Below are 12,472 nucleotides of genomic sequence, written 5' to 3' on the forward strand. Positions count from 1 at the left end.
TTGACCGGACTTTTTAAACATCCTCTATTAATGTTTGAAATGACGTACGCCAGTGAACACCATAGCAATCCCATACTCATCTGCCATCTTAATAGAATCCTCATCACGGATTGATCCACCTGGTTGGATAATTGCTGTAATACCTGCTTTTGCTGCTTCTTCTACTGTATCTGGCATTGGGAAGAAGGCATCAGATGCAAGTGCGCTGCCTTGTGCTTTTTCGCCAGCTTGTGTAATTGCAATTTTTGCAGAACCTACACGGTTCATTTGTCCAGCACCGACGCCAATTGTCATATCATCTTTCGCTAAAACAATTGCATTTGATTTCACATGTTTTACAACTTTCCAAGCTAGTTTTAAATCTTTCCATTCTTGCTCTGATGGTTCACGTTTCGTTGGAATCGAAATCGTACTTTCATCTAATGATAACGTATCTTCCTCTTGAACAAGAAGACCACCTTGTACAGAAGTTAGCTTTTTGCTTGCAGTCGTTGCCTTTTCAATATTTACAGTTAGTAGGCGTAAGTTTTTCTTACTTTGCAACACTTCTAAAGCTTCCTGTGAGAAAGAAGGTGCAATAACAATTTCTAAGAAAATCTCATGTAGCTTTTCAGCTGTAGCTTTATCAATTTCACGATTTGCTGCAATAATGCCTCCGAAGATTGATACTGGATCCGCTTCATAAGCACGTGTGTATGCTTCATGAATATCAGCACCCACTCCAACGCCACATGGATTCATATGTTTTACCGCTACTACTGCTGGTTCTGTAAATTCTTTTACAATGCTAAGTGCTGCGTCTGCATCGTTGATATTGTTATAAGACAATTCTTTACCGTGCAACTGTTCTGCGTATGCAACAGAAGAAGTTGCAGCGAATGGCGCTTTATAGAATGTTGCTTTTTGATGTGGATTTTCTCCATAACGTAAATCTTGCTTTTTCTCAAATGTCACAGTTAATGTTTCTGGGCTTTCTTCACCCATTTGCTCTGTTAAATAATTAGAAATTAATGCATCATATGCTGCTGTATGACGGAATACTTTCGCTGCTAATTTACGTTTCGTTTCATCTGCTACTTCACCGTTCTCTTTCAGTTCTGCTAATACAACATCATAATCTACTGGATCTACAATTACCGATACAAATTTATGATTTTTCGCAGCAGAGCGAATCATTGTTGGGCCACCGATATCAATATTTTCAATTGCATCAGCAAATGTTACATCAGGCTTGGCGATTGTTTCTTTGAATGGATATAAGTTTACAACAACAAAATCAATTGCTTGAATACCTAATTCATTCATTTGCGCCACATGCGTTTCATTATCACGTACTGCTAATAGACCACCATGGATATTTGGATGTAATGTTTTTACACGTCCATCCATAATTTCAGGGAAACCAGTTACTTCAGAAATACCGATTACTTGTAAACCGTTTTCTTCTAGTAATTTTTTCGTACCACCTGTTGAAATAACTTCAATCCCTTGTTCAAGTAAACCTTTAACAAATTCTACTACACCTGTTTTATCTGAAACACTTACTAATGCACGCTTTTTCATTTATCCTTCACCCCTGGTTGTATGTTAGTTAACGGTTGGCTCTTTCACAGACTGAACAATTTGATTCACTGTATTGACGTACAATTTATGCTCAACTTGTTGAATTTTCTTTTGTAAGCTTTCTCTCGTATCCCCTTCAGATACAACTACTGCTTCTTGTGCAATAATTGGACCTGTATCCATACCTGCATCTACATAATGAATTGTTACTCCAGTTACTTTCACACCTGCTTCTAATGCTTGACCGACAGCATCTTTACCTGGAAAACTCGGTAGTAGTGATGGATGAATATTAATAATCTTCCCGCCGTACGCTTCTAGTAAAGTCGGCCCAATTAAACGCATATATCCAGCTAAAATAACATAATCAATTTCATATTCTTCTAGTTTCTTTAATATTTCTTTTTCAAATGCTTCCTTTGACTCATATGCTTTCGCTGAAAAGGCGAAACACGGAATATGATGATAATGTGCCCGCCCAATAACGCGTGCCTCTGGTTTATCACATACTAATAGACTAATATCTGCATCCAATCTTTTTTCTTCTACTGCATTAACGAGAGATTGAAAGTTAGATCCGCTTCCAGAAGCAAAAACTGCTAATCTACTCATAGTGCTGTGCCCCCATTAAAGGTAACGCCAGCCCCTTGTACAGTACGTCCAATAATACGAGCTGTTTCTCCTTGCTCTTCAAGAAGACGAACAACATCTTTTGCATCTTCTTCTTTCACCGCTACTACCATACCAATACCCATGTTAAAAATATTGAACATTTCTTTCTCTTCTAGTTTCCCAACTTCTTGAAGTAAATTGAAGATCGGCTGAATTTCCCAAGACCCTAGTTCAATTTCTGCACCGATTCCTTCTGGCAACATACGTGGAATATTTTCAATGAACCCGCCACCTGTAATATGCGCCATACCGTATACTTCATGTTTCTTCAATAGTTCTAAAATAGGTTTGACATAAATTTTCGTTGGTTTTAATAATTCTTCACCAAGAGGTAGTTCTAAACGCCCATAAATACGGTCTAAAGATAACTGTCCATCTTCTAGTAACACCTTTCGTACTAATGAATAACCGTTACTATGAATACCACTAGATGCTAAGCCAATTAATACGTGACCAGCTTCAATCTTTCCACCTGTTACAATTTTCTTTTTATCAACAATTCCAACTGTAAAACCAGCTAAATCGTATTCTTCTGTAGAATACATACCTGGCATTTCAGCTGTTTCCCCACCAATTAATGCACAACCAGCTTGGCGACAGCCCTCTGATATACCTTTGACGATGTTTTCAATTTTACTAGGTTCAGCTTTACCACAAGCAATATAATCAAGGAAGAAAAGCGGCTCTGCTCCTTGGACAACAATATCATTTACACACATTGCTACTGCATCAATACCAATTGTGTCATGTTTATCTGCCATAAAAGCGAGCATCAATTTTGTTCCCACGCCATCTGTTCCAGATACTAAAACAGGTTCTTCTAATGCAAATTTTGATAGATCAAACATACCTCCAAAACCGCCTAAACCGCCTAGTACTTCTTTTCTCATTGTTGTTTGTACGTGTTTTTTCATGCGAGATACCGCTTCATATCCAGCTTCAATATCTACTCCTGCTTGCTTATATGCATTCGCCATCGTTTTTTACACCTCGTCTTTTAATTTCTCCCCATCCAGGGCGGCCGTTTTAAGAAAGGAGCTAGCTTCTACATCAAAAGAAGTAGAAGCTTTTTTCACTTTCTTATTTCATACTTTCTAAAAGCTCTTGCTCATAATCATAAAGAGCTGTTGGGTAGTCTCCATTGAAGTAAGCCATACATAAGCCACCGTATTTCCCTTCATATGGGCGTCCAATTGCATCTACTAATCCATCTTCACTTAAAAATGTTAGTGAATCCGCACCGATCATTTCACGGATTTCTTCTACTGTATTATTTGCTGCAATTAATTCTTTTCTCGTTTGAATATCAATGCCATAGAAGCATGGATACTTCAGAGGTGGTGAAGCAATTCTTACATGAACTTCTGTCGCTCCAGCCTCACGAAGCATACGAACAATTCGTTTACTTGTCGTCCCTCTTACAATAGAGTCATCAATCATAACAACTCGTTTCCCTTCAACTACACCTCTTACTGCGGAAAGCTTCATCTTTACCCCTTGCTCACGCAGTTCTTGAGAAGGTTGAATAAATGTACGTCCAACGTAACGATTTTTAATTAACCCTAACTCATACGGAATACCTGTCGCCTCAGCATAACCGATTGCTGCTGAAATACTAGAGTCTGGCACACCAGTAACAACATCAGCTTCAATAGGAGCTTCTGCCGCTAAACGTTTCCCCATGTTTTTACGTGCTGCGTGGACATTAATACCAGCGATATTAGAATCTGGGCGTGCAAAGTAAATGTATTCCATACTACAAATTGCATGTTCTACATCGTTTGTGAAACGATCTACGTGAATTCCTTCATCATTAATGATAAGTAATTCACCAGGTTCTACATCACGAATGTATGTTGCACCTACTACATCGAAAGCGCATGTTTCTGATGCTACAACGTAAGCATCACCCATTTTCCCAATTGAAAGGGGACGGAATCCATTTGGATCTAGCGCAACAATCATTTCATTTCCAGTTAGTAAAAGATATGCAAACGCACCTTTCACTTTATTTAGAGCGTCTTTTACACTTTCAATTAAAGAATCTTTTGTACTACGTTTAATTAGATGTAAAAGTACTTCTGTATCTGAACTTGTTTGAAAAATGCTTCCCTCTGCCTCTAATTCACGGCGAAGCATCTTTGCATTAATTAAATTTCCGTTATGAGCTAATGCCATACTATGGTCAGAAAAACGGAATAATAATGGTTGAACATTAGCAACTTCACTTCCACCTGCTGTCGCATATCGTACGTGTCCAATTGCTGATTTTCCGTTTAATCCTTCTAGCTCACCTCTTGAAAACACTTCTGATATTAAACCTAACCCCTTGTGACCGATGATTTTTTCCCCATTATTTACAACAATGCCTGCGCCTTCTTGGCCACGGTGCTGCAAACTGTGCAATCCGTAGTACGAAACTTGTGCTGCATTTTCATGCCCCCAAATTCCGAAAACGCCACATTCTTCATTTAACCCCTTTATTTCAGCAAGCATGGGATTGCCCCTTTCCAAGCCTTTCTCATTTCATCTACATTTGCTGTAAGTAATACTTCATTTTCTTCATTATGAATTGTTACTTCATTTGTATTTGTCACTTCTCCAACTTGAATTGCTTCGACCACTTTCTCGAACGCTTCTTTATTTTCACGTTTTACAGTTATAACGAAGCGAGATTGTGATTCCGCAAATAATGCCGCCGTTTCTTCTCCGTCTAATTTCACAGTAGCACCTAAACCGTTAGCACCAATTGCACTTTCAGAAATCGCAACTGCTAAACCACCTTCAGCAACATCATGTGCAGATTGAACAAGGCCGGCTTGAATTGCTTTTAATACTTGTTTTTGGCGTTTTAATTCTACATCTAGATCGATGCTTGGTGATTGACCGAAAATTTTGCCGTAAATCATTTTCTGTAATTCACTTCCACCAAACTCAGCTTTCGTTTCTCCGATTACATAAACTAAGTCGCCAGCTTGCTTAAATTCTTGTGTTGTTACGTGTTTTAAGTCGTGTACAAGTCCAACCATCCCAACAGTTGGTGTTGGATATACAGCTTCACCACTACGCTCGTTATACATTGATACATTCCCGCCGATAACTGGCGTTTGTAATGTGCGACAAGCTTCACTCATACCGTCTACTGATTTCTCAATTTGCCAGAAGATCTCTGGCTTTTCTGGATTACCAAAGTTTAAGCAATCTGTAATTGCAAGTGGCTCTCCACCAGAACATACGATATTACGTGCTGCCTCTGCTACTGCAATTTTCCCACCCATTTCTGGATCTAAATAAATGTAGCGAGAGTTACAATCCGTCGTCATTGCTAAAGCCTTTTCTGTATCACGTACACGTACAACCGCTGCATCTGAACCTGGTGTAACAACTGTGCTTGTGCGTACTTGATAATCATATTGATCATAAACCCACTCTTTACTTGCAATCGTCGGTTGTTGTAATAGAGCGAATAACGTTTCTTTATAATCTTCTACTTTTGGTGTTTCCATTTTCATTTGCTGGAACTCAGCAAAGTATGCTGCTTCTTTTGATGGTTTATGATAAATTGGCGCTTCTTCTGCTAAAGCATCTGCTGGAACCTCAGCTACCATTTCACCTTTATGGAATAAGCGAAGCATTTTATCTTCAGTTACTTTCCCCATCGTAACTGCTGCAAGACCGTACTTCTCGAATAAATCTACTATTTCTTGCTCTCTACCTTTTTTTACAACAATTAACATACGCTCTTGTGATTCAGATAGCATCATTTCATACGGTGTCATTCCTGTTTCACGCTGCGGTACATCATCTAAGTACATTTCAATACCCATACCTGCTTTACTTGCCATTTCCGCAGAAGATGATGTCAAACCAGCAGCTCCCATATCTTGAATTCCAACAAGTGCATCCGATTGAATTAATTCTAAGCAAGCTTCAATAAGAAGTTTCTCCATAAATGGATCCCCTACTTGAACCGCCGGGCGTTTCGCTTCTGAGCTTTCAGATAGCTCTTCAGATGCGAATGTTGCACCGTGAATACCATCACGACCAGTTGATGCTCCTACGTACATTACTGTATTACCAGCACCATGTGCTTGCCCTTTTTTAATATCTTCATGATTAATTAAGCCTACACACATTGCATTTACAAGTGGATTTCCTTCATAACATGGATCAAACTGTACTTCTCCACCAACAGTAGGAATACCGATGCAGTTACCGTATCCTGCGATTCCCGCTACTACTTCTTCGAATAAATATTTCACACGTGGTGATTGTAATTCACCGAAGCGAAGTGAGTTTAATAGAGCTACCGGACGTGCTCCCATAGAGAATACATCACGAATAATACCGCCGACACCTGTTGCTGCTCCTTGATATGGTTCAATAGCAGAAGGATGGTTATGACTTTCCATTTTAAATACAACAGCTTGATTATCACCGATATCTACAATTCCAGCGCCTTCTCCAGGCCCTTGCAGGACACGCTCACCTGTCGTTGGGAATTTGCGAAGAACTGGTTTTGAATTTTTATAACTACAATGTTCAGACCACATTACAGAGAATAATCCTGTTTCTGTATAATTCGGCAAACGGCCTAAAATCTTTTCAACCATGGCAAACTCTTCGTCTGTTAGCCCCATTTCCGCATATATACGCTCTTCTTTAATTTGTATTGGATTTGGTTCAAGCATTAACGACATATGTTTCCCTCCACTGTTTTAAAATAGATTGAAAGACTTTTAACCCTTCAGCACCACCAAGTAATTCATCTACAGCACGCTCTGGGTGTGGCATCATACCAAGTACATTTCCTTTTTCATTTACAATACCAGCAATATCTGAAACGCTACCGTTCGGATTTTCTACGTAACGGAATGCGATTTGATTGTTCTCTTCTAATCTTTTAAGAGTTTCTTCATCACAATAGTAATTCCCCTCACCATGAGCGATTGGAATATTGATTACTTCATCTTTTTCATATTGTGATGTAAACATCGTTTCGTTATTTTCAACGCGTAACTGAACAGTACGGCACATAAATTTTAAGTTTTCGTTTCTCATTAATGCTCCTGGTAGTAATCCTGATTCAACAAGAATCTGGAATCCATTACATACACCTAAAATCGGCTTTCCTTGCTCAGCAGCTTTTTGCACTGCTTTCATTGCATTAGCAAAGCGAGAAATAGCACCACAGCGTAAGTAGTCACCGTATGAGAATCCACCTGGTAGTAAAATTGCATCATATTCATCTAAATTCTCTGTATCGTGCCAAACGTAATCTACTTCTTCGCCAAGCTCATCTTTAATTGCATGGAACATATCGACATCACAGTTCGAACCCGGAAATACTATTACGGCAAATTTCACTGTGCGACAACCTCCTCAACTTCATAACGGAAGTCTTCCATTACAACGTTCGCTAATAGTTTTTCACACATTTCCTTTACCTTTGCGTCAAGGTCAGATACTGATTTATCAATTGTTAGTTCCATGTACTTTCCGATTCGAACGTCTTGTACTTCTGTGAACGAAAGACTATGAAGTGCCCCTTTTACTGCTGTTCCTTGTGGATCTAATACGCTTTCTCTTAACGTTACATATACCTTAACTTTATACATGTGAAATTCCCCCTAAACGTTTTAAAATCTCTTCATAAGCTTCTGTTAAATTTCCAAGATCGCGACGGAATACGTCTTTATCAAACTTTTCATTGCTCGTTTCATCCCATAAACGGCAAGTATCTGGTGAAATTTCATCCGCTAATATGATTTCCCCTTCTTCTGTTACGCCAAACTCTAATTTGAAATCTACTAATCTTACACGACAGCTTGCGAAATGCTCAATCAATACTTGATTGATTTGTAGAGCCATATCTCGTAATACGCTTACTTGCTCTGGCGATGCAACGTTTAATACACGAATATGATCTTCCGTTACAAGCGGATCTCCTAAATCATCATCTTTGAAGTAAAATTCTACGATTGGTTCTGCAAGTACAGTTCCCTCTTCCATTCCTAATCGTTTTGAAAGACTTCCTGCAATTACATTTCTTGTGACAACTTCTAAAGGAATAATACTCACTTTTTTTACAAGTTGCTCTGTTTCAGATAACTTCTCAACAAAATGTGTTTTTATTCCCACTTCTTGTAACTTTCTGAACAATAAAGTTGTAATCTCATTGTTCAAACGACCTTTTCCTGTAATCGTCTCTTTTTTCTCCCCATTGAAAGCAGTCGCACTATCTTTGTACTCTACCCAAACCATATCTGCTGATTCTGTACGATAAATTCTTTTTGCCTTACCTTCATACAGCAATTCTAGCTTTTGCATTTCGCAAGCCCCCTGTAGTTTGAAAAATGTGAATAATATTTTTATAAAGAATGGCACAGAATGACTCTATTCTGTGCCATATAAAATTTTACGCTTCGTTTAATCCAAGGCGTTCAAAGATTGTATCAACGTGTTGCATATGATGCTCATAATTGAAGCATTCATTAATTTCTTCTTGTGTTAATTTGCTCGTAATACGCTCATCAGCTTCTACAAGTTCTTTAAATTGTACTTGTGTTTCCCAAGCTTCCATCGCTTTAGGCTGTACGATATCATAAGCTTCTTCACGCACCATACCTTTGTCGATTAGTGTAAGCATTACGCGCTGAGAATAAATTAAGCCGTATGTTCTTGTCATATTACGTTTCATATTCTCTGGGTATACAGTTAAGTTTTTAACGATATTACCAAAGCGATTTAACATGTAATTTAACGCGATTGTAGCATCTGGTAAAATTACGCGTTCTGCAGAAGAGTGAGAGATATCGCGTTCATGCCATAATGGAACATTCTCGTAAGCTGTCATCATATAACCGCGGATAACACGAGCTAAACCAGTCATATTTTCAGATCCAATTGGATTACGTTTATGTGGCATTGCAGAAGAACCTTTTTGGCCTTTTGCGAAAGCCTCTTCAACTTCACGTGTTTCACTCTTTTGTAAACCACGAATCTCAACTGCCATCTTTTCAATAGATGTTGCGATTAGTGCAAGTGTTGACATGTAATGAGCATGGCGATCACGTTGCAATGTTTGTGTTGAAATAGGTGCTGCTTCTAATCCTAAGTTTTCACAAACATACTTTTCTACGAATGGATCGATATTTGCAAATGTACCAACCGCACCAGATAATTTACCAACGCGAACTGTATTAGCAGCTTGTTTGAAACGCTCTACGTTACGTTTCATTTCTTCATACCAAAGACCAAGTTTTAAACCAAATGTTGTTGGTTCTGCATGAACACCATGTGTTCTTCCCATCATGATCGTGTATTTATGCTCTTTTGCTTTGTTAGCTAAAATGCTAACAAAGTTTTCTAAGTCTTTTAATAAGATTTCATTCGCTTGTTTTAAGATGTAAGATAACGCTGTATCTACTACGTCTGTAGATGTTAAACCGTAATGAACCCATTTACGTTCCTCACCTAATGCTGGTGTTTCTGATACAGCACGAGTGAATGCAACTACGTCATGACGTGTCTCTTTTTCAATTTCATAAATACGATCAATATCAAATGATGCATGCTCACGAATTTTTTTAACATCTTCTTTTGGAATATCGCCAAGCTCAGCCCATGCTTCACAAGCTAAAATCTCAACTTCTAACCACGCTTTAAATTTGTTTTCTTCCGTCCAAATCGCACCCATTTCAGGGCGTGTATAACGACTAATCATCTTTTTCCCTCCAACAGTTGTTCTTGATGGTCCCAAATATGCAAACTCTTCGCTTTTTCTAGGGCGACTTCAATATTATCATTTAAAATATTAACATGCCCCATTTTTCGCTGCGCTTTTGCTTCTTCTTTTCCATACAAGTGTAAATAGCACCCGGTTAATCTATTCACTTGTCCTAGGACCCCTTCTATATGTTCGCCTAAAATGTTCACCATGACAACTGGTTTTAACAAATTTGTTTCTCCAAGAGGTAAATTACAGATTGCTCGAATATGTTGGCCAAATTGACTCGTTTCACATGCATCAAGTGTATAATGTCCTGAATTGTGAGGTCTTGGTGCTAATTCATTAATATAAATCTCACCGTCAGCAGTAGCAAACATCTCTACCGCAAGTGTTCCCACAAGTTCTAATTCATCCGCAAGCACTTTTGCGTAAGCAATTGCTTTTTGAGAAAGTTCTTCTGTAATGCGAGCTGGAACGATAGATTCATGCAAGATGTTATTCACATGAATATTTTCCGCTACCGGAAATACTTTCGTTTCACCACTTACACTACGAATTACAATAACTGATACTTCTTTTTCAAAAGGCACCCATTTTTCTAGAATGCACTCTGCTTCATTCGCAAGCTCTCGTGCCTTCTCAACATCAGCTTCACTTCTTAAAACAACTTGCCCTTTCCCATCATATCCACCTGTCGTCGTTTTTAAGACGGAAGGAAATGATAACTCAGCAATCGCTTCAGTAAGCTGATTTTGATTTTGAACTAATCTATACGTTGCTACTGGTAACCCAGCTTTCTCAATTGCATTCTTTTCTGTAAAACGATTTTGCGTTTTATTTAACAACTGACTACCTTGTGGTAAGTAAGCATGTTTTTCAAGCCATTGTAAACATCTATAATCAATATTCTCAAATTCATATGTGACAACGTCGCTTCTCTCTGCTAAATGCTGAATTGCTTTTAAATCGTCATACGGTGCAACAACTTCGACATCAGCAACTTGTGCACATGGTGAATGCTTTGTAGGATCTAAAACAGCAATTTTATATCCCATCTCCTTAGCTGCCAGCGCCATCATTCTTCCAAGCTGGCCGCCTCCAATAATGCCGATTGTTTTTCCAGGTAAAATGATTCTCGTCATACTAGCTCACTACCTTCACGCACAGTTTTCTCAATAGCTTCTCGTCTCAGTTCTAATGCATCATGTATGTCATCATGAAATGATCCAAGTATTTGTGCAGCAAGTAATCCAGCATTTGTTGAACCAGCCTTACCAATTGCAACAGTTGCAACTGGAACCCCTCCTGGCATTTGGACGATGGATAATAATGAATCTAAGCCGTTTAATGCTTTTGATTGAACTGGAACACCGATTACAGGAAGATTTGTCTTCGCTGCAACCATTCCTGGTAAATGCGCTGCTCCACCAGCTCCAGCAATAATAACTTTTAATCCACGTTCACGAGCTGTTTCTGCATATTCAAACATATAATCCGGAGTCCGATGAGCGGATACAACTTTTTTCTCATACGGTATATCTAATTCATCTAAAATGTCACAAGCATATTTCATTGTTTCCCAGTCTGACGTGCTTCCCATTATGACTCCAACTAGTGATTTCATATTAGAATCCCCCCGATTCAAATAAAAAAAGCCTGAAATAGAACAGTTTCTCTTTTACTATGAGAGAAAGCGCTCTACTCAGGCATACGTATCCCTTGTGAATAGAAAAATACCGAGTGACTTTCCCTCATAGTCTAACGAATAACGGTCGTTAGGTAGAGACTTGCAGGCCATATCCCCGCGATTATATGAGGTCTTATATATTATTGTTTCTATGGCTATATTAACAATATTTCATAAACAATGTCAATAAATAATCGAATGTTTTTTTATTACTTATCGTTAACGTTCGTGTTTTAGTTATATTCAAAAGAAGAATTGCAACTATATGCAAGATGGAAAGGGAATTAGAATATATATTTCTAGAGATCTATTTTACGTATAATTGTTTATATAGTACTTCAGTATGTTTTAAATCAAAATATATACACTCTTGTGTTCTATACATCAATAGAACTTATATTGTAGCAATTTAATTTCTAAGGGGGATAACTGTGAAAAAAAGGACTATGCTATTATCCTATTTATTTTTCTCTATCGCAGTAATTGCCGTAATTATTGAATACTTATTTATATCATCCCATTTTTTCTACTCTCATTATTTTAAATATATACTTGTGATAGAAATAATGTGTCCTATCTTAGGCATTATTTTAGGAGCATTCGAAAAACCGGGAGTACAAAAAATCATTGTCATTATTTTAAATAGCCTCTATTTCATTCTTTTTTCGTCTTTAGCGTTATTAAACTTATGGATTTCAACATTTGGTAAATAAAAATAAACACAAAAAAACCTAAGTCGAAACGACTTAGGTTTTTGCTTGGCGACGTCCTACTCTCACAGGGACAAGGTCCCAACTACCATCGGCGCTAGAGAGCTT

General features: G+C 38.1%; 12 protein-coding genes and 1 riboswitch. Of the genes, 1 reads left to right on the forward strand and 11 read right to left on the reverse strand.

Annotated features, from left to right (window positions below; genetic code table 11):
- Positions 1 to 27: 27 nt before the first annotated feature.
- From purH to purE, 11 genes are all read right to left on the reverse strand, one after another.
- Entirely contained in the window at positions 28 to 1,563 is a 1,536-nt protein-coding gene (purH, locus tag BAU28_RS08130; protein ID WP_071718292.1) for a bifunctional phosphoribosylaminoimidazolecarboxamide formyltransferase/IMP cyclohydrolase, read from the reverse strand.
- 24 nt (positions 1,564 to 1,587) lie between these two features.
- Positions 1,588 to 2,175: a phosphoribosylglycinamide formyltransferase gene (gene purN / locus BAU28_RS08135; protein WP_000088570.1), complete on the reverse strand. Its 588-nt coding sequence runs from the start codon at positions 2,173 to 2,175 to the stop codon at positions 1,588 to 1,590.
- Positions 2,172 to 3,212, reverse strand: coding sequence for a phosphoribosylformylglycinamidine cyclo-ligase (gene purM, locus BAU28_RS08140; protein ID WP_071718293.1), 1,041 nt, complete (start codon positions 3,210 to 3,212; stop codon positions 2,172 to 2,174). The genes purN and purM overlap by 4 nt, the downstream gene beginning before the upstream one ends.
- A 103-nt stretch (positions 3,213 to 3,315) precedes the next feature.
- Positions 3,316 to 4,731, reverse strand: a complete 1,416-nt coding sequence (gene purF / locus BAU28_RS08145; RefSeq protein WP_002174606.1) for an amidophosphoribosyltransferase — start codon at positions 4,729 to 4,731, stop codon at positions 3,316 to 3,318.
- A complete protein-coding gene (gene purL / locus BAU28_RS08150; protein ID WP_071718294.1) occupies positions 4,716 to 6,935 on the reverse strand; it encodes a phosphoribosylformylglycinamidine synthase II in 2,220 nt (739 codons plus the stop codon). Before purL ends, purF begins: the two co-directional genes overlap by 16 nt.
- The gene (gene purQ / locus BAU28_RS08155; RefSeq protein WP_048375606.1) at positions 6,919 to 7,602 is read right to left on the reverse strand and encodes a phosphoribosylformylglycinamidine synthase subunit PurQ; all 684 of its coding nucleotides are present in this window, start codon (positions 7,600 to 7,602) and stop codon (positions 6,919 to 6,921) included. The genes purL and purQ overlap by 17 nt, the downstream gene beginning before the upstream one ends.
- On the reverse strand, positions 7,599 to 7,853 hold the full coding sequence (purS, locus tag BAU28_RS08160) for a phosphoribosylformylglycinamidine synthase subunit PurS (protein ID WP_000278820.1): 255 nt from the start codon (positions 7,851 to 7,853) through the stop codon (positions 7,599 to 7,601). Before purS ends, purQ begins: the two co-directional genes overlap by 4 nt.
- Positions 7,846 to 8,565 carry a phosphoribosylaminoimidazolesuccinocarboxamide synthase gene (gene purC, locus BAU28_RS08165; protein WP_001170546.1) on the reverse strand — a complete coding sequence of 240 codons (720 nt, stop codon included), beginning with the start codon at positions 8,563 to 8,565 and terminating at the stop codon, positions 7,846 to 7,848. Before purC ends, purS begins: the two co-directional genes overlap by 8 nt.
- 88 nt (positions 8,566 to 8,653) lie before the next feature.
- Positions 8,654 to 9,961: an adenylosuccinate lyase gene (purB, locus tag BAU28_RS08170; protein WP_025150164.1), complete on the reverse strand. Its 1,308-nt coding sequence runs from the start codon at positions 9,959 to 9,961 to the stop codon at positions 8,654 to 8,656.
- A complete protein-coding gene (gene purK, locus BAU28_RS08175; RefSeq protein ID WP_071718295.1) occupies positions 9,958 to 11,109 on the reverse strand; it encodes a 5-(carboxyamino)imidazole ribonucleotide synthase in 1,152 nt (383 codons plus the stop codon). Before purK ends, purB begins: the two co-directional genes overlap by 4 nt.
- Entirely contained in the window at positions 11,106 to 11,591 is a 486-nt protein-coding gene (gene purE / locus BAU28_RS08180; protein ID WP_071718296.1) for a 5-(carboxyamino)imidazole ribonucleotide mutase, read from the reverse strand. The genes purK and purE overlap by 4 nt, the downstream gene beginning before the upstream one ends.
- Before the next feature lie 110 nt (positions 11,592 to 11,701).
- Positions 11,702 to 11,803: riboswitch (purine riboswitch) on the reverse strand.
- Between the two features lie 282 nt (positions 11,804 to 12,085).
- Between purE and BAU28_RS08185 the strand changes: the two genes are divergently transcribed.
- Positions 12,086 to 12,367, forward strand: coding sequence for a hypothetical protein (locus tag BAU28_RS08185; protein WP_071718297.1), 282 nt, complete (start codon positions 12,086 to 12,088; stop codon positions 12,365 to 12,367).
- The last annotated feature ends 105 nt before the right edge of the window (positions 12,368 to 12,472 follow it).

Origin of the sequence: Bacillus paramycoides (assembly GCF_001884235.1) — a bacterium.
In the GTDB taxonomy this organism is placed as follows: domain Bacteria; phylum Bacillota; class Bacilli; order Bacillales; family Bacillaceae_G; genus Bacillus_A; species Bacillus_A paramycoides.

What these genes read in the sequence shown, in the direction of transcription:
- purE (WP_071718296.1), bottom strand. Translation starts at nt 11,591, where the DNA reads ATGAAATCACTAGTTGGAGTCATAATGGGAAGCACGTCAGACTGGGAA.
- purK (WP_071718295.1), bottom strand. Translation starts at nt 11,109, where the DNA reads ATGACGAGAATCATTTTACCTGGAAAAACAATCGGCATTATTGGAGGC.
- purC (WP_001170546.1), bottom strand. Translation starts at nt 8,565, where the DNA reads ATGCAAAAGCTAGAATTGCTGTATGAAGGTAAGGCAAAAAGAATTTAT.
- purB (WP_025150164.1), bottom strand. Translation starts at nt 9,961, where the DNA reads ATGATTAGTCGTTATACACGCCCTGAAATGGGTGCGATTTGGACGGAA.
- purF (WP_002174606.1), bottom strand. Translation starts at nt 4,731, where the DNA reads ATGCTTGCTGAAATAAAGGGGTTAAATGAAGAATGTGGCGTTTTCGGA.
- purM (WP_071718293.1), bottom strand. Translation starts at nt 3,212, where the DNA reads ATGGCGAATGCATATAAGCAAGCAGGAGTAGATATTGAAGCTGGATAT.
- purL (WP_071718294.1), bottom strand. Translation starts at nt 6,935, where the DNA reads ATGTCGTTAATGCTTGAACCAAATCCAATACAAATTAAAGAAGAGCGT.
- purH (WP_071718292.1), bottom strand. Translation starts at nt 1,563, where the DNA reads ATGAAAAAGCGTGCATTAGTAAGTGTTTCAGATAAAACAGGTGTAGTA.
- purS (WP_000278820.1), bottom strand. Translation starts at nt 7,853, where the DNA reads ATGTATAAAGTTAAGGTATATGTAACGTTAAGAGAAAGCGTATTAGAT.
- purN (WP_000088570.1), bottom strand. Translation starts at nt 2,175, where the DNA reads ATGAGTAGATTAGCAGTTTTTGCTTCTGGAAGCGGATCTAACTTTCAA.